19 protein-coding genes are annotated in these 25,026 nt (G+C 44.0%); 6 read left to right on the top strand and 13 right to left on the bottom strand.

Going from position 1 to position 25,026, the window contains the following annotated elements:
• Positions 1–61 precede the first annotated feature (61 nt).
• The 8 genes from ABIB39_RS00085 to ABIB39_RS00120 all read right to left on the bottom strand — a co-directional run bounded on the left by ABIB39_RS00085 (position 62) and on the right by ABIB39_RS00120 (position 8,527).
• A complete protein-coding gene (locus ABIB39_RS00085; RefSeq protein ID WP_354426550.1) occupies positions 62–517 on the bottom strand; it encodes a universal stress protein in 456 nt (151 codons plus the stop codon).
• Positions 518–519: 2 nt separating this feature from the next.
• Complete coding sequence (locus ABIB39_RS00090; protein WP_354426551.1) at positions 520–1,266, bottom strand: succinate dehydrogenase/fumarate reductase iron-sulfur subunit; 747 nt, start codon at positions 1,264–1,266, stop codon at positions 520–522.
• An 8-nt stretch (positions 1,267–1,274) separates the two neighbouring features.
• A complete protein-coding gene (locus tag ABIB39_RS00095) occupies positions 1,275–3,185 on the bottom strand; it encodes a fumarate reductase/succinate dehydrogenase flavoprotein subunit (protein ID WP_354426552.1) in 1,911 nt (636 codons plus the stop codon).
• 5 nt (positions 3,186–3,190) lie between these two features.
• Positions 3,191–3,850: a succinate dehydrogenase cytochrome b subunit gene (locus tag ABIB39_RS00100; RefSeq protein WP_354426553.1), complete on the bottom strand. Its 660-nt coding sequence runs from the start codon at positions 3,848–3,850 to the stop codon at positions 3,191–3,193.
• Positions 3,851–3,896: 46 nt separating this feature from the next.
• Positions 3,897–5,327, bottom strand: a complete 1,431-nt coding sequence (locus ABIB39_RS00105; protein WP_354426554.1) for an anion permease — start codon at positions 5,325–5,327, stop codon at positions 3,897–3,899.
• A gap of 9 nt (positions 5,328–5,336) precedes the next feature.
• Complete coding sequence (locus ABIB39_RS00110) at positions 5,337–6,482, bottom strand: porin (protein ID WP_354426555.1); 1,146 nt, start codon at positions 6,480–6,482, stop codon at positions 5,337–5,339.
• Positions 6,483–6,595: 113 nt separating this feature from the next.
• Positions 6,596–8,020, bottom strand: coding sequence for a class II fumarate hydratase (gene fumC / locus ABIB39_RS00115; RefSeq protein WP_354426556.1), 1,425 nt, complete (start codon positions 8,018–8,020; stop codon positions 6,596–6,598).
• A gap of 90 nt (positions 8,021–8,110) precedes the next feature.
• Positions 8,111–8,527 (bottom strand): response regulator, encoded by a 417-nt coding sequence (locus tag ABIB39_RS00120; RefSeq protein WP_354426557.1) that lies wholly within the window; start codon positions 8,525–8,527, stop codon positions 8,111–8,113.
• A 187-nt stretch (positions 8,528–8,714) separates the two neighbouring features.
• Here ABIB39_RS00120 and ABIB39_RS00125 point away from each other — a divergent pair, with 187 nt between their 5' ends.
• The 3 genes from ABIB39_RS00125 to ABIB39_RS00135 all read left to right on the top strand — a co-directional run bounded on the left by ABIB39_RS00125 (position 8,715) and on the right by ABIB39_RS00135 (position 12,044).
• Positions 8,715–9,902: a PAS domain-containing sensor histidine kinase gene (locus tag ABIB39_RS00125; RefSeq protein ID WP_354428778.1), complete on the top strand. Its 1,188-nt coding sequence runs from the start codon at positions 8,715–8,717 to the stop codon at positions 9,900–9,902.
• Positions 9,899–10,948, top strand: a complete 1,050-nt coding sequence (locus ABIB39_RS00130) for a response regulator (RefSeq protein ID WP_354426558.1) — start codon at positions 9,899–9,901, stop codon at positions 10,946–10,948. The genes ABIB39_RS00125 and ABIB39_RS00130 overlap by 4 nt, the downstream gene beginning before the upstream one ends.
• A 79-nt stretch (positions 10,949–11,027) precedes the next feature.
• Positions 11,028–12,044 carry a 2-hydroxyacid dehydrogenase gene (locus tag ABIB39_RS00135; protein WP_354426559.1) on the top strand — a complete coding sequence of 339 codons (1,017 nt, stop codon included), beginning with the start codon at positions 11,028–11,030 and terminating at the stop codon, positions 12,042–12,044.
• Between the two features lie 73 nt (positions 12,045–12,117).
• Here ABIB39_RS00135 and ABIB39_RS00140 read toward each other — a convergent pair whose 3' ends face one another.
• Both ABIB39_RS00140 and ABIB39_RS00145 read right to left on the bottom strand, forming a co-directional pair.
• Complete coding sequence (locus ABIB39_RS00140) at positions 12,118–12,462, bottom strand: hypothetical protein (protein WP_354426560.1); 345 nt, start codon at positions 12,460–12,462, stop codon at positions 12,118–12,120.
• Positions 12,463–12,547: 85 nt separating this feature from the next.
• On the bottom strand, positions 12,548–13,396 hold the full coding sequence (locus ABIB39_RS00145; protein WP_354426561.1) for a universal stress protein: 849 nt from the start codon (positions 13,394–13,396) through the stop codon (positions 12,548–12,550).
• Between the two features lie 313 nt (positions 13,397–13,709).
• Here ABIB39_RS00145 and ABIB39_RS00150 point away from each other — a divergent pair, with 313 nt between their 5' ends.
• The 3 genes from ABIB39_RS00150 (at position 13,710) to ABIB39_RS00160 (ending at position 20,139) form a co-directional block, all read left to right on the top strand.
• Entirely contained in the window at positions 13,710–14,900 is a 1,191-nt protein-coding gene (locus ABIB39_RS00150; protein ID WP_354426562.1) for an alkaline phosphatase family protein, read from the top strand.
• A 200-nt stretch (positions 14,901–15,100) separates the two neighbouring features.
• Positions 15,101–17,455: an alpha-L-rhamnosidase-related protein gene (locus ABIB39_RS00155; protein ID WP_354426563.1), complete on the top strand. Its 2,355-nt coding sequence runs from the start codon at positions 15,101–15,103 to the stop codon at positions 17,453–17,455.
• Positions 17,456–17,487: 32 nt separating this feature from the next.
• A complete protein-coding gene (locus ABIB39_RS00160; protein WP_354426564.1) occupies positions 17,488–20,139 on the top strand; it encodes a glycoside hydrolase family 2 protein in 2,652 nt (883 codons plus the stop codon).
• A gap of 8 nt (positions 20,140–20,147) precedes the next feature.
• Here ABIB39_RS00160 and ABIB39_RS00165 read toward each other — a convergent pair whose 3' ends face one another.
• The 3 genes from ABIB39_RS00165 to ABIB39_RS00175 all read right to left on the bottom strand — a co-directional run bounded on the left by ABIB39_RS00165 (position 20,148) and on the right by ABIB39_RS00175 (position 24,863).
• Entirely contained in the window at positions 20,148–21,182 is a 1,035-nt protein-coding gene (locus ABIB39_RS00165; protein WP_354426565.1) for a LacI family DNA-binding transcriptional regulator, read from the bottom strand.
• 115 nt (positions 21,183–21,297) lie between these two features.
• Positions 21,298–22,521 (bottom strand): sugar MFS transporter, encoded by a 1,224-nt coding sequence (locus tag ABIB39_RS00170; protein WP_354426566.1) that lies wholly within the window; start codon positions 22,519–22,521, stop codon positions 21,298–21,300.
• A gap of 71 nt (positions 22,522–22,592) precedes the next feature.
• The gene (locus tag ABIB39_RS00175) at positions 22,593–24,863 is read right to left on the bottom strand and encodes a GH92 family glycosyl hydrolase (RefSeq protein WP_354426567.1); all 2,271 of its coding nucleotides are present in this window, start codon (positions 24,861–24,863) and stop codon (positions 22,593–22,595) included.
• Positions 24,864–25,026 lie beyond the last annotated feature (163 nt).

The raw sequence follows: 25,026 nt of genomic DNA on the forward strand, positions 1-25,026 counted from the left end.
GAGGATGTAAAAACGTTAAATCACAACGGAATCATTTTAAATAATGTTTTAAAGCACCTTATCAAGGCACCAATAACAGCGGGCAACCACAGTAATTCATAACAGAAGGGATATTACTGTCAAAATACAAAGTTGCAATAGTTTTATCAACGTGGTTCCCCATCACCACCAACCAGATCAAATTTTCAGAAACCAATTCTGAAATGGTTTCCATAACCGGCCCTGTTCCTCTTTTGCAACTAATAGTAAGAGCCGCCTGCTGCCCGGCGGTTAATTTTGATTTTAAATATTGGGACAAGTGGTCTAATCTTTCCCCACTTGTATGGTCCATTGCTGCAATCTCCTTATCCGGTGACCTTCTTTCGCCGGTAATTACCGAAGCCTCGATAGAAACTATTGAATTGTATATCAAGATATCAGCATTATTACTTAGAGCAAGTTCCAGCGCCATATCTGCCGCCCTTTCTGCTCGTTTTGTAAAATCTGTAAGCAGCAATATTATTTTCCTGGTTTCCATAATTAATCTGATATAATCTGTGCCTTGTTATACTCATAATTCATTCTTGCAATGTGCAATACCGATATCTCTTGTGGGCATTCTACCTCGCAGGCCTCCGTGTTGGTGCAGTGGCCAAACCCCTCGGCATCCATTTGATCCACCATAGCAATTACCCGCTCAGTGCGTTCTACTTGCCCCTGAGGCAGTAAAGCCAATTGCGTAATTTTCGCAGATGTGAACAGATCGGCACTTGAATTTTTACAGGTAGCTACACAAGCCCCACAACCGATACAGGCCGCAGCATCAAACGCAGCTTCTGCAACAGCGTGCGAAATCAATACACCGTTAGCTTCGGGCGTTTCTCCTGTCGAGGCAGAAATAAACCCGCCTGCCTGGATGATCTTATCAAATGCTTTGCGGTCAACTTTCAAGTCGCGAACTATCGGGAATGCAGCCGCACGGAACGGTTCGATATATATCGTATCGCCATCTTTAAAACTCCGCATATGCAGCTGACAAGTAGTTGTATGGGTAAGCGGGCCATGGGCTCTTCCGTTAATCATCATCCCGCATTGCCCGCAAATACCTTCGCGGCAATCGTGGTCAAACTCTACTACGCGTTCGCTTTTTTGAATCAGCGATTCATTGAGCAAATCCATCATCTCCAGGAACGACATATCCGTCGACACGTCATCCAATTCGTAATCTTTCATTTGGCCGGGTGATGCAGGATTATCCTGTCGCCAGATCTTCAAGTATATTTTCATGATTGGCTTTATTTATAGCTCCTAACGGTTAATGATACATTTTCAAATACCAACGGTTCTTTGTGTAATTCGTGTGCAGCATCTGCGCCTTTCCACTCCCATGCAGATACATAGCAATAGTCTTGGTCGTTACGTAATGCTTCACCATCCGGCGTTTGATACTCTTCTCTAAAATGCGCGCCGCATGATTCTTCGCGGCTTAAAGCATCTTCGCACATCAATATGCCCAGATCAAGATAATCGGCCACGCGGCCTGCTTTTTCCAGTTCACTGTTAACGGTATGATCACCTGTTATTTTAAGCTCTTTATAAAATTGATCTCTTAATGCTTTGATAGCTATTATTGCCTTTTCTAAGCTATCTCTTGTTCGGGATAAGCCACAACCATCATATAACAGCTTGCCTAATGTTTTGTGGAAATGGTCGGCAGACAGATGCCCGTTGATATTTAAAAACTGCTGTAATTGTTCTTTCACTGCTTGCTCTGCCTCAGCAAATGCAGGGTGATCTGTAGTGATCTTTTCGGCCTTTAACTCTCCGGCCAAATAATTGGGGATACTGTAAGGCGCAATGAAGTAACCATCAACCGAAGCTTGTAGCAAAGAGTTTGCACCAAGCCTGTTAGCGCCATGGTCGGCAAAGTTGGCTTCCCCAAGAGCAAAAAGACCGGGGATAGTGGTCATCAGTTCATAGTCGACCCATAGCCCGCCCATGGTAAAATGGGCTGCGGGCGAGATCAGCATTGGCTCCTCGTAAGCATTTACCGCATTGATCTTATCATACATCTTAAACAGGTTGCTATATTTCTCTTTTATCTTTTCCTTGCCCTGTTCTTTGATGGCTTTTGAAAAATCAAGAAATACCGCGTTTTTCATAACGCCAACGCCGCAACCTGCATCAATTCGCTCTTTGGCAGCACGTGATGAAATATCCCTTGGTGCCAGGTTGCCGAAAGTTGGGTACCGGCGCTCCAAATAATAATCCCTTTCTTCTTCGGGGATGTCGTTTGGTTTACGTTCGTCATGTGCTTTCTTCGGTACCCAGATGCGCCCGTCGTTGCGCAGCGATTCGGACATCAATGTTAATTTGGACTGATGCTCTCCCGATTGCGGCAAGCAAGTAGGGTGAAACTGGATCCAACTAACACCAGACATATAAGCCCCTTTTTTGTGTGCCCGCCAAATGGCAGATGTATTGCAGCCCATGGCCAACGTAGATAGGTAATAGACCTTACCATAGCCACCGCTTGCCAGCACTACTGCATTAGCGGCGTGGCGTTCTATCTCACCTGTTACCAGGTCGCGGGTAATGATGCCTTTGGCTTTACCGTCAATCACAACCAAATCCAGCATTTCGTGGCGGGTGTAGGTTTTCACTTTATTTGCCCCAACCTGGCGCATCAGGGCCTGGTAAGCCCCTAACAAAAGTTGTTGACCGGTTTGCCCGCGGGCGTAAAAGGTACGGGAAACCTGCACCCCACCAAATGAGCGGTTGTTTAGATAACCTCCATATTCCCTTGCAAATGGTACGCCCTGTGCTACTGCCTGGTCTATAAGGTTGGCCGAGCACTCGGCCAGCCTGTAAACATTCGCTTCACGGGAACGGAAATCGCCGCCTTTGATCGTATCCGAAAACATGCGAAAGACACTGTCGCCATCATTTTTATAATTTTTGGCTGCATTTACCCCGCCCTGTGCTGCAACGCTATGTGCCCTGCGCGGCGAGTCCTGAAAACAGAATGATTTTACATTGTAACCCAGTTCGCCGAGGGATGCCGCGCAAGATGCGCCTGCCAAGCCGGTGCCCACTACTATAACATCCAGCTTTTTCCGGTTAGCAGGGTTTACCAGCTTTACGTGCTCTTTATAATTGTCCCATTTATCGGCGAGCGCGCCCCCGGGTATTTTTGATTCTAACATGATGATCAATTATTTAAATAAACAACAATGGGTATCAGCATAAATCCACCGGTTATAAAAGCTGTGTATGCCCATCCAGTATATCGCACTATCTTTACATATTTGGGGTGGTATAATCCCAACGTACGGGCCGCGCTGAAAAAGCCATGCAACAGGTGAAAGCCTACAGCAATAAACGAGACCTCATAGATAAGCACATACCACCATTGATGAAAGGTTAGTACAACAACCGAATACATATCCTTATACCCCTGCTTATCTAAGCCCATGGTGGTAAAGTCGGAAACGTACCAAAAATCTTTTAGGTGAATAACCAAAAACACAAGGATAACCGTGCCCAGCAAACCCATATTCCGGCTGTTCCAGGGGCTAACATTGGCCCGCTTGTCATAAACATATTTGGTGCCGTTGGCCTTTTTTGTTTTACCGGCCAGTATAAGTGCATAAACCGCATGGGCAATAATAGATATCAGCAGTACCCAAGAAATTACCTTGATACCCATATTACCTGCCAGCAAATGCGAGTACCAGTTAAATTGTTCTTTAGCCTCGGCTGCGGGTAATAGCAATTGCAGATTCCCCAGCAAATGGATCACCAGGAAAAAGCAAAGGAAGAGCCCCGTGCCGGCCATCACGAGTTTGTATTGAATTGTTGATTGTTTCATACTTCTTTGTATCGGCAATAGATGTTTATAAAGAATTTGGAAACGGTTACCATAAGCCGATAGCCTTCCACCATAACCCGCCTACAAGGAACCAAACCAGCAGAAACAGCACGCTCATAAAAAAGCCTTGTTTCCACCAGTCCTTCATGTCCACGTAGGTACTGCCGAAGAAGATCGGCGCAGGCCCGTGACCATAATGGGTTAATGAACCCATAAGTGTAGGGCAGGCACCTAAAAAGATAGCCAGCATAGGGCCGGGTACACCAACTGCTATACCTACCGCTAAAAACACGGAGTACATGGCGGCCACCTGAGCGGTTGCACTGGCAAACATATAATGGCAATAAGAGTAAACCAATATGATAAGCGGGAATGCCAGCTGCCAGCTAAATTGTTTCATGCTGCCACCAACCAAATGGCCAAACCAACCAATCAATCCTAAAGAATTCAGGTAAGAGCCCATCATTACCAATGCCGAAAACCAAACGATAGTATCCCATGCGCCTTTTTCAGATTTTACATCTTCCCACGTAAGCACGCCGCAAAGCAGCAGGATACAAAGGCCGATAAGCGCGCCCGTAGTGGCATCTATAGCCATCAGGTTACCAAAGATCCATAGAACCAACAGGATAATGAAGGTGGCTACCATTAGCCATTCCTGCACGGTGATCTTACCCATTTCCTTCAACTTAGCTGCAGCTATCGCTGGCGCCTCCTTAGTTTGCTTCAATTCGGGCGGATAGAATTTATAAAGAAACAGGGGCACTAACAGGAAACAAACTAACCCGGGTATAGCCGCTGCCATTGCCCAGCCTCCCCAAGTAATGTTTACACCCAAGTCGCGGGCAAATTTTTGGGCCATAGGGTTACTTGCTGTGGCTGTCAAAAACATCACCGAAGTAATCATATTGGCGTTGTAGCTGCTTAGCGTTAGGAACGCGCCTATCTTACGGTGCGTTTCGGGCTTATTGGGTTCGCTGCCCATATTTACCGCGATAGATTGCATGATAGGGAAGATTACCCCGCCCGCCCTTGCCGTGTTGCTTGGAATAGCAGGTGCCAATATCAGGTCGGCAGTGTTTAAGCCGTAAGCTAAACCCAATGTACTTTTACCGAATAGCTTAATAAAATTATAGGCAAGCCGGTTGCCCAGCCCGGTTTTGATAAAGCCGCGCGCTATAAAAAACGCCAGCCCGATAAGCCAGATAGTGGAGTTACCAAATCCGCTCAGCGCGTTTTTGATCGCATCTATTGGTTTGCCCGGCGCTAATACCTGGGTTGCCGCGCACAGCGTGATGCCTAACATGGCCATAGTGCCCATAGGTGCGGCCTTCAAAATAATACCTACAATGGTTGCCACAAAAATAGCAAGCAAATGCCAGGCGTTAGACTTAACGCCCTCGGGCGCCGGAATAAACCAGATAACCAGGCCGACCACTAGGGTGATCGCAAATGATTTAAGATTGATCTCTTTCATGATGATAAATTAAAAGCGTACCTGTAGTTGGAGATAAGCCAGGTTATGGTTATAAGCAGTAGTAAGGGGTATGTTTTTTTGGTACAGATCTATAGATACACCTGCCTGGAGCGCGGCATAAAAATCATCTGCAAAAATTAAGGACACATTTGGGATGACCGTTTGCCTGGAATTGTGATTGAGCCTATAATTTTCGTTGAAGTATTCGTAACGCGACGAGAACTCGATACCCCTAACCCTTCGCATATTGGTATTGTAACGCACAATGGGGAAGATATAAAAACCCTGCATGCGCACCTCTTTCAAGATCGGCTTTACAGTAAGAGTATTGTATAAAGCGAAGTTTGTACCGGTTTTGTATTCGCCGCCCAGGGAAAACTCCCACCGTTCGTTTAGTGCCAGGCCGCCTTTTACATCAATACCCAGGGCATTACCCGTACCGGCACCAAGGCTTCCTTGTGCCACATTTACGCCAAGTGTTAAACCTTTAAAAACATCGGCTTCTAAACGGCCGTAAATGTTCTTGGTATTATCGTTATCGTTTGCCTGGTTGCGGTTGTTACCATTATAAGCGCCTGCATAATAACGCAGTTGGCCGCCTTTATTAATGTTACCGAATATGGCTACACCAGTCTGGAAACTTTGCCAGCCACTTGCTCCGAAAGCGTAGTATTGGTTAGAATAATCCAGCGTGCGAATGATATCGTTCGGCACTACGTCTTCAATGCCAAAGAAAGGTCTAAATTGCCCTGCCTGCACATTTAGGTACTTGCTAAGCGTGTATTTCACATAAGCATTCTCTAATACTTTGTTGGCCGGGTCGCTATTAAACTCCGCAAAGTTCACCAGCAGGTTAGCGGAGAAATGGTCATTAACGGTACCCTTTACCACAAAGCGAACGCGCTTTAGCATAAAAGTATTGGTGATTTTACCAGTAGTGGCTGCGGGATCGAAGTTTTTCCCGTTTATATCTACGTTTTTGGTAAGTGAGCCAAGAAACCTGGTTTGTAAAAGCCCGGCAAAAGTGATGGAGCGTTTGTAAGTTGAGAAGTTTTTAATGGTATCGGTATTAACCTGCGGCATTACTGCGGATTGCTGCGCTGAAGCCTGCAAACAGGCAAGGAGCATCAGGAAGGGAAGGGTAAAATTTTTCACATAGGGGAGATAAAAGGGCGTGTTATTGATTGGTGTAAAGGTGCTGACCTAAGGTGCATTAAATCATGACCCGGAACATTCGTAAAAATGATCCGGGTCACTAATAGAGAATATTAGAGTGTACCCACCATATCCACTGGGTTTACCCATTGGTCGAATTGTTCGCTGGTGAGCAGTTTCAACTCAATGGCCGATTCGCGAAGCGATAGGTTCTCGCGCATTGCTTTTTGGGCGATCTTGGCAGAATTTTCGTAACCGACGTGTGGGTTTAAAGCAGTTACCAGCATCAGCGATTCTTCCAAATGCTTTTTAATCCCTTCATAGTTGGGTTCTATTCCCATGGCGCAATGCTCATTGAAGGATTCACAAGCTTCACCGATCAAACGGGCCGACTGCAAAAAATTAGCAGCCATTACCGGCTTAAACACGTTTAACTGAAACTGCCCGTTTGAGCCGGCGATGGTTATGGCAACATCATTACCCATTACCTGGGCGGCCACCATAGTAACCGCCTCATTTTGCGTTGGGTTTATTTTGCCAGGCATAATGGATGACCCCGGCTCGTTCTCCGGCAAGTGTAATTCGCCTATGCTGCAGCGCGGGCCCGATGCCAGCATCCGTATGTTATTGGCGATCATCATCAACGATACTGCAATCTGTTTTAGCGCACCATGGCTTTCTACAATAGCATCGTGGGCAGATAGTGCTTCAAATTTATTATCAGCCGTACGGAACGGCAGATCAGTAAATTGGGCAATATAACCGGCTACTGTTACATCGTAGTCTTTAGGCGTATTCATCCCCGTGCCAACTGCCGAGCCGCCAAGGGCGAGTTCAGATAAGTGGTCAAGTGTATTACGTAAGGCTTTTAACCCATGGTTCAGTTGAGATACATATCCAGATATTTCCTGACCGAGTGTAAGCGGTACGGCATCCATTAAATGAGTGCGGCCAATTTTTACTACGCCTTTAAAAGCTTCAGATTTTGCATTTAATGTATCGCGCAATTTTTCGATACCCGGGATGGTTATATCGATCAGCATCTTGTAAGCCGCGATATGCATAGCGGTTGGGAAAGTATCATTAGATGATTGCGATTTGTTTACGTCATCATTCGGGTGGATGATTGTCTGCCTGTCGCCAAGTGCGCCGCCATGGATCACGTGCGCTCGGTTAGCTATTACCTCATTCAAATTCATGTTAGACTGCGTACCAGACCCTGTTTGCCATATTACCAGCGGAAATTCGTCTGCCATTTCGCCCTTCAGGATCTCGTCGCAAACCATGGCTATCAGATCGCGCTTTTCCTCAGATAATACGCCCAGTTCTGCATTGGCATAAGCCGCTGCTTTTTTCAGGTAGGCAAAAGCATCGATAATTTCGGCAGGCATAGATGCCTTGGGGCCTATCTTGAAATTATTGCGGGAGCGTTCGGTTTGTGCGCCCCAGTATTTTTCGGAAGGTACCTGAACATCTCCCATCGAATCATGTTCGGTACGGAAACCTGTTTCGGAATTATTTAGCGTTAAAGTTGACATAAGACATACTATTTAATGTATGCCGTAAAAGTCGGTGCGGATAGGCGCTTTATTGATGATAGCGAACAGGCTAATAAATGACTGTGATCATCAAATTAACTTTGGGCTTCCGTTTAAGATCCCGCGGAGGTTTTCAATACTAAATGGTTTAATAATTAAGTCTTCTACAATAGGATAACTAAATGCCTGGTCGTAATCGCGTTTAAAAATCGAAGAGGTTGCAACAAAGATCTTTGACTTTAGAATTTTATCGAGATCGTAATGTGCGTACTCCTCTAAAAAAGCCCAGCCGTTCATAACAGGCATGGATACATCAACGAAAATAAAATCAGGATACTTAACATCCTGCTTTACAAGGTCAAGTAAATGCGAAATAGCAAGTTCGCCATTAAGGCATACAGTTATGTCAACATAACCTATTACTTTTCTGATAAGTTTTTCTAAAATAAAGTTGCTAATAGGATCGTCATCTATAATCAGCACATTTACAGGCATATCGTATTCCATGTATCTATAACACCCCATGGCTTAATTGTTTTCTTTATTTAATTATTGATTAAAAAAAACACCGTCTTGGAGAGGTCAAAAAGTGATCACAATCACTTTTTTGGGGCAGGTAATTCGCGGTATTGTGTTAACTATAACCGACCTTCGCAAACGAGATATAACGGTTAGGTTATACCTGATCGTTAATATGGAAAAAGCCGCTCTTTTAATTGCCATTATAGACAATGCCATTGATGGCATCATTACCATTGACGACCGGGGCAAAATAGAGACCATTAACCCCTCGGCCTGTAAACTCTTTGATTACGCGCCGGCAGAAGTTATTGGGAAGAATGTCTCTATGCTGATGCCCCCGCCGGATAAGGCGCAGCACGACGAATATCTGGACCGCTACCAGCGCACAGGCAAAGCACATATTATTGGTGTTGGCCGCGAAGTAAAAGGCCTTAAAAAAAACGGTACCGTTTTCCCGTTTAGATTGGCTTTAAGCGAAGTCCAATATTCCGGCAGGAAAATCTATACCGGTTTTATACATGACTTGACGCGCGAAAAACAGGCCGAAGCGCAACTAAAGGATTATGCCGCACACCTTGAAGAACAAGTAGAGGAACGCACACGGTCATTAAACGAAACGGTAGCCGCATTAAAGCTTGCCAAAGAAGAGGTAAGCCAATCACTCGACAAGGAAAAAGAACTTAATCTTTTAAAAAGCCGCTTTGTATCTATCGCCTCTCATGAATTTCGCACACCGCTAACATCTATACAATTATCTGCCGGCTTGATCGAGCGATACGCCGAAACCCTGAATACACCGAATATTGGCAAACACGTGGGAAAAATTAAGCAAGGGGTTAGCAACCTTACAGCTATACTAAACGATTTTCTTTCTCTGGAAAAACTGGAAGCAGGAAAAGAACAACCCAACATTGCATCCTTCGACCTGGTTAAATTAGCCGAAGATATCACCGAAGAAATGCAGGCCATAGCCAAGCAACACCAAAATATCATTTACCAGCATACCGGCACAAGCAGTATGGTAAAGTTAGATCAAAACCTGCTTAAAAGTTGTATAGTAAACCTGGTGAGCAACGCTATTAAATACTCTGGCGAAAATACTTTTATTGCCTTTACAACAGAGATAAATAAGAACCAATGCATTATTACTATTAAAGATAATGGCATTGGTATTCCCGAAAAAGACCAAAAACACCTTTTTGAAGCCTTCTTTAGGGCTCATAATACCGGCACCATACCGGGTACCGGGTTAGGGTTGAATATCGTTGCCCGCTATATCGACCTGATGAGCGGCAGCGTAACCTTCGAAAGCAACGTTAACCAAGGCACTATTTTCATCCTAACATTTGCAACATCATGAAAAAAGTTTTAGTAATTGAAGACAATGACGACATCCGCGAAAATATACTGGAAATATTAGAACTGGCAGGTTATACTGTATATAATGCCAATAACGGGAAAACGGGTGTTGAAATCGCCCTCAAACATCAGCCTGATATCATTTTGTGCGATATTATGATGCCCGAGATGGATGGCTATGGAGTATTATACATCCTTAACAAACGTTTAGAGACCAGCACTATCCCCTTTATATTCCTGACAGCCAAGGCAGAACATCTTGACCTGCGTAAGGGCATGGAACTGGGTGCAGATGATTACCTTACTAAGCCTTTTGATGATATGGAACTTTTGCAAGCTATTGAAAGCCGACTGAAAAAAAAGGAACTTCAACAAAAATTTTATAGTGCGTCCTTAGATCAACTTGGTTCTTTGGTAAATAACGTAGATGGGCTGGCTGAGTTAAAAAACATCATACAAGAACGTAAAAGCCGGGCATTCAAAAAAAACCAGGTTATTTATTACGATGGAGACAAAGGCACCGGCATACATCTGATCATAAGCGGGCGTATCAAAACTATTAAACTGGCAGAGGATGGCCGGGAACTAATTACAGGGATGTATAGCGCTGAAGACTATCTTGGTATAAACGCTTTACTGGCTAACGAACCTTACACCGATACAGCTACTGCTACAGAAGATAGCACCCTGTGTTTGATACCCAAGGACATGTTGGAACAATTATTAAGCAAGCACCCGGAAGTAGGCCGAAAATTCATTAAAATACTCGCAAAAGATATCAGGGAAAAAGAAGACCAGCTTTTGCGATTGGCCTACAATTCTGTTCGTAAAAAACTTGCTGATGTTTTATTGCGTTTACACCGTACCCGGTCAAAAGAAACCAGCGGTTTTAAAATATCCCGAGAGGATCTTGCGGCTATGGCAGGCATGGCAACCGAAACCGTCAGCCGTACCCTGTCTGATTTTAAAGATGAGCGCCTGATTGAAAAAACCGCCAGCCTGATAACCATACTGGACGAAGCCCGCCTCGCCAAAATGAAAAACTGACCAGCATCACTTTTACCGCTGACCAGCCTCATGGCACGCCTCGTGCCCTTAGAGTAATTTTGCTGAAATATTATAAATTATGAAAGCGGTAGCATACAGCATAAGGCCTTTTGAAAAAGAATATCTGGCAATAGCCAATCAAAAAAAACATGATATAACACTTATATCAAACCCATTAAATTCGGACACAACCAATTATGCCGAGGGCAAGGACGCCATTATTGTTTTTACAAACGATGAGGTAAACACAGCGGTAATTGAAAAACTGGCCGGGCTGGGTATAAAATATATCATAACAAGATCTACCGGCACCGATCACATTGATAAAGAGGCTGCAGATAAGTATAATATTAAGGTATCAAATGTGCCATCTTATTCACCACAGGCCATTGCCGAACACTCAGTAGCTTTGGCCTTTGCCCTTAATCGAAGATTGATAAAAGCAGATAAAAACAGTCACCATTTTGATTTCAGGAACGAAGAACTTATCGGGTTTAATTTCGCAGGGAAAACAGTAGGGATCATCGGTTTGGGGAACACAGGGCTTGCCGCTGCCAAAATCTACAATGGCTTGGGTTGTAAAATTGTTGGCTACGACCCTTATTTTCAAGCAGAAGCCTACGATGTGCAAACTGTATCTTTAGAATCTTTACTGTCTGTGTCCGATATCATATCTCTTCATTTACCACTAACAGCAGCTAACAAACATTTTATTTGTGAAGAAACCCTTAACCGGATGAAAGACGGGGTGATGCTCATTAATACTTCGAGAGGCGGGCTCATCAATACGCTTGATGTATTAACCGCACTTAAAACAGGGAAGATAGGCTACCTCGGTTTGGATGTTTATGAGCACGAAAAGGGCTTGTTTTTTGAAGATCACACTAACGACCAGTTTAAGGATACTTTATTGCAAATGCTGATGGCTTACGACAATGTATTGATAACGCCCCACCAGGCATATTTAACTAAAGAAGCCTTGCAAGAAATTGCTGATCAAACAATAAAGAACCTGGATAATTTGGAGATGAAGCAGTGCCTGGGTGCCGCCTGCGTTTGCAAAAAAGGGTGCCGGGATATTATTCCAAAAGTATAAGGCGAAAAGTTTATACCAAAAAAGCTGTTAGTATAATTTACCAACAGCTTTTTGCATTTGCACAAACTGCTTATTAAAATATAAAAATTGAGATCATTAGCAAATGAATGATCACGCTGGCTAGGAAAAACAATAGTGTTACCCTGATGCCTGCCCCGCCCATGCCTGAAATTATATTTGCAAAGTATAAACCAAGCGTTACCGCCAGTACGGCGAGTGGCGCGTTGAAATAATAGATAAGCGCGGCAGGTACCGGCAAAAACAAAACGCCTTGCGCTATTAGTGACACAATGAACCAAAGCGTTTTACTTTCGGTTTGCGTGTCTGCAAATGAATTCCACTTACTCCAAAGGCTTTCTTTAGGTGCTGTTACCTGATCGTTATCCCAAATTGATTGTGCTGCGATTATGTTTTGCATGATGATTACGTTTATTCAAATATCCCGATAATTAGGCGCTAAGAAAATGACCATTTACCCCGGCTTAAATGATTATAGACACTAATTATGCCTGAAAAACCAATAGCGGTATCGCAATATGGGCAGCCATTTTTTGGGTATGGCTTAAATTTAAAACGTCGTCTATAAAGCTGTAGGGGCCATGGTTCATGGCTAATATATCTATCTGTCCGTGTTCGCAAAGCCAGTCTAAACCCTTCTCGGTATTGCTGTCAGTAATTGCACGGTAATAAATATGTGGATAATCGGCCTTATTAGATAATTCGGTTAATAGCTGATCGATCATCAGCTTTATAGAGGACGACTGCGGCACATCAAAAATGTGGGTCAATAAAACATCGGCACCAAGCGCTTTCGCAAATACAATTACTTCGTAAATTGATTTAGTTTCTTTTCCTATGTGATAGAAATCAAATGCAAAGGCGATCTTTTTTATTTGTTTAATGGGGCTTCCAGGAGGAATCATCAGGAGTGGCTTAGTAGCTGTATCGATCAGGTTGCTGCAATGATTGCCCATAAAAAAGGTGCTAAGTCCATCGCTACCATGTTTACCGATAACAATCAAACCGATTTCCCTATCAGCAACATTACTAATCACATCTGTAACCTTTCCCCACTCAGCGATATAATTTACAGCCGGCCTAAACGTTTCTGAATAATCGTTTTGCTCCAGGTGTGCTTTTAACTTTTGCAGGTCATCTGTACAGTTATTGATAGCCTGATCGCCGTCATCCGACTGCCAAAAGATCATTCCCGGCTGCGGAAGTTCGGCAGGAATAGTGATGGCATTTACCAGTAATATATTGGCGTTTGCTTGTTTGGCCAAATTATATCCCCATGCCGCGGCATGTGCAGCGTTTGCTGAAAAGTCGGTTGAGATGAGTATGGTTTGCATGATTATCTTTTTATACAGCAAAGCTGGTGAAAGCTTTGATGGTGAAAAATGATCATGGTCAGGATAATTTGTGATTGTGGTTAAATAACAATTACAAAATCTCGATAACTTACGCTTTCCGGTCAATCGCTAAATTTAAGAAAAGGCTATTTGTTCAAACCGCAATTAAGCAAATCAGTCAAGAAAAGGTTCGAGAATTGTCCGGTATGGCCCCCCTGTACACAGAGAGTAATACAACGCGCCGCCCCATTAATATAACGTGTACTTAACCTGTTCAAAATATATGTAGATTAGTTTCGCCATAAAAACTAACATGAATCGTTCCTTAAAAATTTATAAGCTTACTATAATTATTTTATGTTTATCAACCATAGCCAATGCACAACAAAGGGTTAAAAAAGCGTTGTTTATTATTGCCGATGGTATCCCTGCGGATGTTGTTGAAAAACTATCAACCCCAAACCTCAATGCGATCGCTAAACAGGGCGCATACATGCGTGCGCATGTTGGTGGCGATAAGGATGCCTACAACCAAACGCCAACAATATCCGCTGTAGGCTACAACAGTTTGCTTACCGGTACGTGGTTTAATAAACACAATGTGCCCGACAATGATATTAAAGACCCTAACTATAACTACCCAACTATCTTCAGGTTACTTAAAAACCAATACCCTAATAAAAAGATAGCCGTGTTTTCCAGCTGGCTTGATAATCGTACAAAGTTGGTTGGCGATGGTTTAAACCAAACCAATAAGATCCATGTGGATTACCATGCCGATGGTTTTGAATTAGATACCATTAATTTTAAGCACGATAAAGAGAGCGCGTACATGCACCGCATCGATGAAAAAGTAATTGAAGAAGCATCAGCAAGCATCAGGTTAAACGCGCCCGACCTATCATGGGTGTACCTGGAATATACCGATGATATGGGGCACCGTTATGGAGATAGCCCGCAGTATTACACGGCTATTGAGATGATGGATAAACAGGTTGGCAAAATTTGGGCGGCTATACAATACCGCGAAAAGAATTTTAATGAAGACTGGCAGATCTTTATCACAACCGACCATGGCCGTGACGAGAAAACGGGCCAGAACCACGGCGGGCAATCAACCCGGCAACGCAGCACCTGGATGGTTACCAATGCGAAAGACCTAAACGCCTATGCGAAATATTACTACCCTGGCATTGTTGATATTACGCCAACCATTGCCCGGTTCATGAACATTACAATCCCCGCAAAATATAAACAGGAGCTCGATGGCACATCGCTTACCGGCCCGGTATCAATAGCCGAACTTAAAGCTAATTTGGTACAAGGCAATATTGATCTAAGCTGGAAAGCTTTAGGAAAAGGCGAAAGGGTGAAGATCTGGATAACGGCGACCAATAATTTTAGAGAGGGTAAACCGGATGATTATAAGCTACTGGGCGAGTACAATGCCGATACAGAGCATGCGCTTGTGTCGGTAAAAGATATGCCGTCTGCTTTTTACTAAGTTGTTGTAGAAGGCAAATACAATACAACAAACAGGTGGATAACGCCCCCGGTTAAGAAATAATATACTACCCAAACTATATTAAAAAAGGCCACAGATTTAATTTGTTTGACACGCGCGGGCTTAAAATGAAAAAACTATTTTTTTGCTAAATCGATTTATAAAACTAAATTGCGCTCACAACCAGTTATTCTTTTTTAATGAAACACATTTACGCGATACTGTTAGCCATTGCCTGCGTACTACCGGCAAAAAACAATTATGCCCAAACACCAAATAGCACAATAAATCGCCCCTGGAACTCCAGTTGGATAGCCGCTGCATTTGATGGCGGTAAAGATTACGGCGTTTTTTATTTCCGTAAAAGCATCAACCTGGTTGCTAAACCATCAAAGTTCCTGATCCATGTATCGGCAGATAACCGTTACAAGCTATACGTTAACGGCGCACTGGTATCATTAGGCCCGGCGCGTGGCGACACTTACTTCTGGAATTATGAAACTGTTGATTTGGCACCTTACCTCACTACAGGTAAAAACGTGGTATCGGCACTTGTTTTCAATGAGGCCGATTATCGCCCCGAGGCACAAATTTCTGTACGTACGGCTTTTATTGTACAGGGAAATTCTGCCGCCGAAGAAATATTGAATACCGATAACACCTGGAAAGCCGCGCGGGATGTTGCCCACCAACCAATCCCGGGGTACTTTTTTGCCGCTACCAAAGGCGAGATGGTAGATATGAATAAAGCTATCAAAGGCGATTGGAGAGCCGTAGATTTCGACGATAGTAAATGGTTAATGGCGGGTAAAATAATGGATGGTAAGCTTAAAGGCATGGCTTGGGGTATCGACTGGGCATTAGTGCCGTCATCACTTCCGCAAATGGAAATGACCTATCAGCGCATCTCAAAATTGCGAAAAGCTACCGGTATGGATGTTCCGCAAGGGTTCCCGGAGAAAAATGTACCGGTAACCATCCCCGCGAATACTACTGTTACATTACTATTGGATCAAACCTTCGAAACAAACGCGTACATCACCCTAAACTTTAGCGGTGGTAAAGATGCCGGCATCTCTTTAGGTTACGCCGAATCGCTTTACGAAAAAAACCGTACCGATAGCCGCAAAGGCAACCGAAACGATGTTGAAGGAAAAGATTTTATTGGGCGGATAGATAGCCTTATTTCAAACGGGGACAAAGGCCAGTCTTTTACAACGTTAAACTTTCGCACGTTCCGCTACATCAGGCTGATAGTACATACCAAAGATGAGCCACTGGTTATTAATGATCTTTACGGCACATTTACCGGCTATCCGTTTAAACGTACTGCCTTATTTAACACCGATAATACCGAGATTAAACAGATCCTGGATATTGGGTGGCGCACCGCCAGATTAAACGCGTGGGAAACTTATACCGATTGCCCTTATTACGAGCAACTGCAATACATTGGCGATACCCGTATCCAGGCAATGGTTTCCTATTTTAACACCAATGACGACCGCCTGCAACGCAACGCTATAACCCTGATAGACCATTCGCGTTTGGCAGAAGGCATCACAAAAAGCTGTTATCCTACAAAAGGTACACAGATCATTTCGCCCTTCTCGTTGTGGTACATTGGCATGCTGCACGATTATTTTATGTACCGTAACGATATGGCTTTTGTTAAAGATAAGCTGGTTGGGGAAAGAACCGTCTTGGATTTCTTCAGCAAATATCAACAAGCCGACGGTTCGCTAAAAGACACCCCTTACTGGGCTTTTGTAGACTGGGCCGGCAATTTATGGGGCGAAGTTAAAGGCCCTGATGGCAGCGCCGCTATATACGATTTGCAATTACTTTACGCTTACCAATGGGCTGCAGAAATGGAAGGCAAAACCGGCATGCAGGATTTTGCAAAACTTTATAGCCAAAAAGCAGCCCAGTTAAAAGCAACTATCCACCGTAAATACTGGGACCCGGTGGCCAAACTTTATGCCGACACCAAAGAGAAAAAAGGATATTCGCAGCACGTAAATGCATTAGCGATACTAACAGGCCTTGTAAGCACTGCCGATATGCCGGCTGTAGCTAACGGGCTGGCCAACAACAAAAAGCTAACCCAGTGCTCGGTTTATTTTAAATATTATTTGAACCAGGCATTGGTAAAAGCAGGCATTGGAAACGATTACATGAGCCTGCTGGGCATCTGGCGCGAAAATATAGCCATGGGCCTTACTACCTGGGCCGAATACTCTGACATTGCCACCTCGCGCTCCGATTGTCACGCATGGGGCAGCAGCCCTAATGTTGAATTTTTCAGAACGGTTTTAGGTGTGGATAGTTACGCACCCGGTTTTACGAAAATTAAGATTGAGCCACATTTAGGCAACCTTACCAATGTAAGCGGGGAAGTACCGCATCCGGTTGGTAACGTTGCGGTTAAGTATATACTACAGGGCGGCAAATGGAAGATCAACATCAACCTGCCATTAAAAACACCCGGCATGTTTGTTTGGAAAGCCAAAACTTACCCGCTTAAACCGGGAGCAAACTCATTTGTAATCTAATACCACCTGCTTGATAACCCATGCGATCTACCTTGAAATTATTACTGAGCGCAGCTTTTTTACTATTTGCGCAAACTGCAACACAGGCACAATCTGTAAATTTAAAATGGAAGCTGTTTCCGCAGGATAATAATTCATCCACCTTAAAACAGATCTCGGTAGCGGGTTTTAATACTGACAAATGGATAGACGCGGTTGTACCCGAAACGGTATTTTACTCCTACGTTAAGGCGGGCAAAGAGCAGAACCCCGATTATGGGGAGAATATTTACAAGGTCGATAAAAAGAAATACAATAAGCCATTTTGGTACAGATCGGAGTTTTCGTCGTCGGCATTTAAACCGGGCAAAACAGTATGGCTTAATTTTAACGGCATCCACAAACGTGGCGAGGTTTACATAAACGGCCGGCATATTGGCACTATCAAAGGGATAGTAGAACGGGGTATTTATAATATCACCCAATACATGAATAAAAAAACAGCCAACGTAATTTTAGTTTTGGTTGTACCCCCACGTAACGATCCTGAACATAACCACCCGCTTGCCAACTGGGAAAGTCCAACCTACATCAGTAGTGGCAGTTGGGACTGGATGCCCGAAGTCCCGGGTTTAAACAGCGGCCTTACCGATACCGTAAGCCTTACTACTACCGGCCCCGTAGCTATAATAGACCCCTGGATCCGCACGCAGATGAAAGATTTGGATGCTGCCGATATCTCATTAAAAGCCAACCTGAAAAACACAACAACGAAACCTGTAAGAGGCAGCCTCAGGTTTACAATAAGCCCGGGGAACATCATGGTTAAGGGGCCTCAAATAACCTTAAAAGCCAACAGCACACAAACGATTAATTACGGCAAAGCGCTGTTTCCGCAATTACACATTAAAAACCCTAAACTTTGGTGGCCAAACGGGTACGGCGGCAAGGCAGACGGCACACAAAACATCTACACCTGTAAAGTTAGCTTTGAAGTTGCCGGTAGCGGTTTATCAGATAAAGTTATCAAGACATTCGGCATAAGGAAGATCACCTCTGATACCACGTCGGTTAACGGCCCGCTAAGGGTTTACGTGAATGACGTACCGATACTTTTAAAGGGTGGCAACTGGGGCATGAGCGATTATATGCTGAAAGCACGCGGCAAAGATTACGATACCCGCATCCGCTTCCACCAGGATATGAACTTTAACATCATTCGCAATTGGACGGGTGAGGTTACCGACGACGCATTTTACAACTATTGCGATAAATACGGCATAATGGTTTGGGATGATTTTTGGCTGAACAACTTTGGGCAGATAGATAGCCTGGGCATTTTTAAGAGCAATGCCATTGAAAAGGTTAAAAAATTCAGGCATCACCCATCTATCGTGTTCTGGTGTGGTGCAAACGAAGGTGTGCCGGGCGGTAACCCCAATGGACTGTTAAATAACACTATTAAAGAAGCCATTAAAGATAACGACGCGGACGACAGGGTGTATCTTGCCCGCTCAAATGCTGGTGAAACCAACCCTAACTTCTCTATCCACGGCGGCAGCAGGGTGCTTTCGGGAAGTGGGCTGTGGAGCAATGCCGACCCAAAAACGTACTTTACCGACCCTCATAACGGCTATCTTTTCTCAAAAGACTCGTACGGGATGCGCAGTGAACTGGGTACGGCCACATTTGTAAATATCGAAAGCTTTAAAAAATTCATGCCTAAAGATTACTGGGTTGCCCCCACTCCTGATGCGGTTAACAGCAAAACCAATATGTGGGCAAGGCACTACTTTAGTACCGATGGTGCACTGGGCGGCGGCTCTGACCCGGTTAAGTATATCAACAGTATAACCAACAGTTACGGCAAAGCTACTTCGTTAGAAGATTTTTGTAAAAAAGCCCAGATGCAAAATGTAGAAACTATGAAAGCGATGTACGAATCATGGAACGACCATATGTGGAAGGATGCTACGGGCATGCTCATCTGGATGAGCCAATCGGCATACCCATCTATGATCTGGCAAACGTACGATTACTATTACGACCTTACCGGCGCCTATTTTGGCGCCAAAACAGCATGCGAACCAATACATATCCAATGGAATGCAGCTACAAATTCTGTAAAGCTGATCAACAATAAACGCTATGATATTGACGGACTTACAGCCGAAGCAGTTGTTTACAATGTGGATGGCAAAACCGTACCGGGATACCATCAATCAAAAACCTTAAGTGTAAAAGCAACATCCGCTACAGAAGCATTTGTAGCTTTCGAAGGAAACGAGAAGCAGTCTTCATTATCTGATGTCCATTTCCTGAAACTTAAGCTTACGGATAAGGCCGGGCGGGTAATGTCCGAAAATTTCTATTGGATGGGCAACAAGTACCTTGACTATACAGCTTTAAATAAAATGCCTGCAGTTGGTAATAGTCTGATGCAAAGCAAGCCTCAAATAGCAGTCGCTAAAAATAAGGTGAGTAAACTGCTTACGTATAAAATTGTAAATAATTCAAAAATCACAGCTGCTTTTGGCATCAGGGCACAACTGGTAGATAATAGCGGCAAGCAGTTATTACCGGCGCTCTATAACGACGGATATTTCTCGCTAATGCAGGGCGAAACTAAAATACTGGAAGTAGAAATTGACCCAAAATTGCTAACAAAAGGATATAAATTACAGTTAAAGGCTTACAATAATTAAGCAGGCAATTACTGCAGTACAGCTTTCTTAACCGCTTGTGAAGACCCCCTGATATTGAAATCCGTTTTCAAGATGATGGATTGGGAGCTGATGTGTTGCGACGAGGTGTTTAGCTTATTTAACAACACGGTGATCACGCTATCGGCAATGGCCTCAATGGGTTGGGCTATAGCACTAACCGGCGGCGAAAACAGTTTAAACACGTCGTAATCATCAAAAGAGATCAGCGCCAAGTCGTCCGGCACTTTTAAGCCCATGCTGTTTATCACTTTTAAACCGCAGGTGCCTACGTGGTTTGTACCAAAAAATACGGCATCGAGGTTTTTATGTTTTTTAAGGAAGGCTTGCAAAGGTGCCATAATAAGCTCTTCGTTTTGGCTAAATACAATTTCCTGCACATACGGCTTCAGATCATTTTCTGCAAGCGCGTCTTTGTAACCCTGCAAGCGCGCCTGCATTTGGGTTTGATTTGATGCAAAAGTGATATAAGCGATATTCTTGTACCCTTGCTGCACCAAATGCCTGGTAGCATTATAAGTGCTGAAAAGGTTATCAATCTCCACAAAATCGGTGCTTACTTTTGGCAGGTGCCTGTCAAACAACACCACCGGCATACCTTCATTTATCAGCGAACTGATGTCTTCTTCAATACCTTCGGGCGGGGCGATGATGTAGCCGTCAACGTGCCTGTCCCGGAACATGCTGATCAAGTCGCGGGTTTTATTGGTGTCATTATCGGTACTGCAATAGATAATTTTGTAGCCATTTTTATAGGCCCGATCTTCAATAAGCCTCGCGATAGCCGCAAAAAACGGGTTGGATATATCCTCCACCATCAGCCCAATAATATTTGATTTACCTGTACGCAGGCTTTTTGCCAGCGAGTTTGGCTTGTACCCCACTTCTGCAACAAATTTCTGTACACGTTCTACCAGTTCTTTTCCTATTCTTTTTTCCTGGGCGCGGCCATTCAGTATAAACGATATCGTAGTTTTTGATACGTTAAGGTGGTTGGCTATGTCAACTATTGAGAGTTTCTTCACTTAATTTTATGGTAAAATCAAATATAAAAATAGTTAACATAAATAGCGATTAAATCGATTTAATGATATTGTGGCAAAAATTGCGGGTAAATGTATTTTACGGGTCAGGCATAGCCTAAATGGCGCTTTTATTAAGTCGTTTGTAGGTAAATCCGAATAGAAATATTACCACGTAACAAATAATTGGTAAATAATACGCCTCCGCAACATTATGATTAGCTACCTGGCCCATCAATAACGGGAACAAACCTCCTCCCACAACACCCATCACAATAAAAGATGACGCCTGTTGCGTTTGCTTACCCATGTTTTTTAAGCCAAGGCTAAATATAGTTGGGAACATGATACTGAAAAAGAAATTGACGAACAGCAACGCGATGAATGATGGCCAACCATACCCCTGGGCTACAATAAGGCACATTACAATATTGGCTAATGCAAAAGCGGCCAGCAATTTGCTTGGCGCAATGTATCGCATCAGGAGAGTGCCGGCAAAGCGGCCTATCATCATCATCACCATACTTAACGAGAAAAAGTAGCTTGCCTTGCCATCGGTAAAGTGCATTACATCGTGCCCGTAATTGATAAAGAAAGCCCACGTACCACCTTGCGCAGCTACGTTAAATAATTGCGCTACAACCGCAAAAACAAAATGCTTATGCTGAAACAGTTTTTTATCTGCATGGGGCACTTCGGTAGGCGCGTATGAATCGGCAGAAGTGCTATGAGGATCTACCAATTGGGGCACTTTTACAAACGAGAAGGCAAATGCAATTACAGCAATTACCGCCCCTATTACAATGTAAAGATGCTTTACCGAGACGAGGTCCTGCTCCCGCCCAAATATAAAATAGCTCCCGACGATGGGCCCGATAACTCCCCCAGCACCATTGAAAGCCTGCGCAAAATTAATGCGCTGGTCGCTGGTGCGCTGGTCACCAAGCGATGCCACGAAGGGGTGGGCCACTGCTTCCAACGTAGCCATGCCACAGGCCAGTATAAATAATGCTATCCGGAAAAACGTGAACGATTCGGCATTAGCAGCCGGGATAAACAGGAACGCCCCTGCAGAGTATAGTAGTAAACCCAATAGCACACCATTCTTATATCCAAACCTTTTCATGAACAACCCCGCCGGGATACCCATTACAAAATACGCCCCAAATATTGAAAACTGTACATAAGCCGACCGCGCCTTGCTTACATGCAAAACGTTTTGAAAGTGGCGGTTTAGCACATCACCAAGCGTCATGGATATGCCCCACATTAAAAAAAGCAGGGTAACAAAAGCAATAACTACATGAAATCTCTTCTCGGTGAATGAGGGTTTGATGTCCATTACGAGGGTTTAATTAATTGGTTCACAATTATACCACAATATGCCCTTGCTAACAATACCCTACTGTTTCATTATTTTGTTGTTGATACCGAGAATGGCTTATCTGCCTGCGAAAGGCCCCGTTTATAATTTGGTTTGCTGCCCATTTTAAAGTGTAATGTGCCACCATTTGTAATAGCGTAATGGCTTAACCAATTATGCGTATAAGGCTTACCATTTAAAGTTGCCGACTGGATATACACGTTCTGCTTGCTGTTATTATCTGCCTGGATGATGAATTTTTTTCCGTTCTCCAGAGTAATAGTCACCTTTTTAAATACCGGGCTGCCGATAGCATATTGCGGCACACCGGGCGTTACGCTGTATATCCCCAAAGCGCTTAACACATACCATGATGACATTTGACCCTGGTCCTCATCGCCGGGGTAGCCGTTCTGGGTAGAGTTGTAGATCTTCTCCATAATGTTGCGGGCATGGTATTGGGTTTTCCATGGTTCGCCGGCATAATCGTAAAGGTATATCATGTGCTGTATAGGCTGATTGCCATGCGCGTATTGCCCCATTTTTATCAGTGCCATTTCCGTCATCTCGTGGATAACGGAACCATAACCGCCCGGCACAATGGTAGATGGCTGTGAAAACACCGAATCTATTTTGGCGGTGAAATTCCTGTTGCCACCCATTAGTTTTATCAACCCCTGCACATCATGAAAAACGGACCATTGCCAATGCCATGCGTTACCCTCTGTGTAAGGGCCACCCCAAGATAGCGGATCAAAAGGCTCTACCCATTTGCCGTTCGCATCCTTAGCGCGCATAAAGCGGGTGCCTGGGTCATACAAGCTTTTGTAGTTGTACATGTTCTTGCCAAACTGCGCCATGTATGGTTTGTTGCCCACAGCCTTTGCCAGATTGTACCCGCAAAAATCATCATAAGCATACTCTAAAGATTGTGCGGTTGCACCCTGTGTTTTTTCAGAATAAGGTACATAACCATTTGCGTTGTATTCTTTGGCGTTACCGCGGCCGTTTGCACCACCCCAGGGGCCTTTATTGTTTGCCTCGTGGGCGTAAGCGTTAAGTGCTTTTTGCGGGTCAAAGGTACGGATACCCTTCATCCATGCATCTGCCAGTAAAGAGATAGCATGGTTACCCAACATGCCACCCGTTTCGGCCGGGAACGACCATGCCGGGAACCAGCCGCATTGCTCTTGCGCGGAAAGCAGCGCCTGCATATAACGGCCCTCCATTTGCGGGTGCAGGATAGTGTTTAGCGGGAATTGCGCACGGAATGTATCCCAAAAACCGTTATCGGTGTACATATAGCCATCGTGGATCTTGCCATCGTAAGGGCTAAAGTAATATGGTTTGCCTGCCTTATTGATCTCATAAAAACGGTGCGAGAACAGGTTAGCACGATACAGGCACGAGTAAAATGTAGCTCTTTGCTCTTCAGTACCGCCCTCTACCAATACACGGTTAAACAAGGTGTTCCATATTTTGGTGGATGCCGCTTTGGTATCATCAAAATTTTTGAATTTGCCCAACTCGGTAGCCAGGTTTAACGATGCTTGTTCAGGCGTGATATATGACGATGCAACCTTTGCCTGGACCACTGAGCCCAGGGCAAACTCTATGTAAGCGCCCTTACCCTCTCCCTCATCGGCTTTATTATTTGGGTTAATGGTGCCTTTTTTATTTTCCCATGTGCCGTAGGCTTTAAATGGCTTATCAAATACGATCTCGAAGTAATTTTTGAAGTTTTGAGGCGCCCAGCGGCAATTGTTTACCCAACCTGTAATTTTACGTTCCTCTACATTAATGGTTACCCGGCTCATTTTGGTGTAACCATCCAATACCAAATAAGCAGGTGCAGATGCCGGGAATGTGAACCTTAAATGCGCGCCACGCTCAGTGGTGGTCATCTCGGTTACAATATTGTTATCCAACTTTACGCGATAGTAGTTTGGCTGGGCTATTTCGTTCTTGTGCGAAAAGCTTGTGGCGCGGTCTTCATCCGTTACAACCAACTTACCTGTAACCGGCATTAACGAAAACACGGCGTAATCATTAACCCATGAACTGCACTGGTGCGATTGCTGAAACCCCCGGATCTTTTTTTCGAAATATTGATATTTCCACCCTTCGCCGTTTTTACCTGTTTGGGGTGTCCAGGTGTTCATGGCAAATGGCACACTGGTAGCAGGGTAAGTATTACCGAATGATAGTTCGTATTTGCTGTTAGTGCCTTGTAAAGTATTGGCATAATGCACAAGGTCGGCTTGCTGGGCTTGTGCAGCGCCTGCAATAAGTAACGCGAAAAAAACTAAGGACTTTTTCATTATATATCTCGAAGGTAAATAATTTGCTGCAACGGCATTATTTGAAAAAGGAGATGCTTCCACCTCCTTTTAATTGAATAAACCAAATATAAAACCAGAACCAATCTCCTGTTTTAAGAGTACCATAAGTACATCTGCTGTGTTTTTTTCATAATGCCTTAAA

It is taken from the genome of Mucilaginibacter sp. UYP27 (genome assembly GCF_040547175.1).
Taxonomy (GTDB): Bacteria; Bacteroidota; Bacteroidia; order Sphingobacteriales; family Sphingobacteriaceae; genus Mucilaginibacter.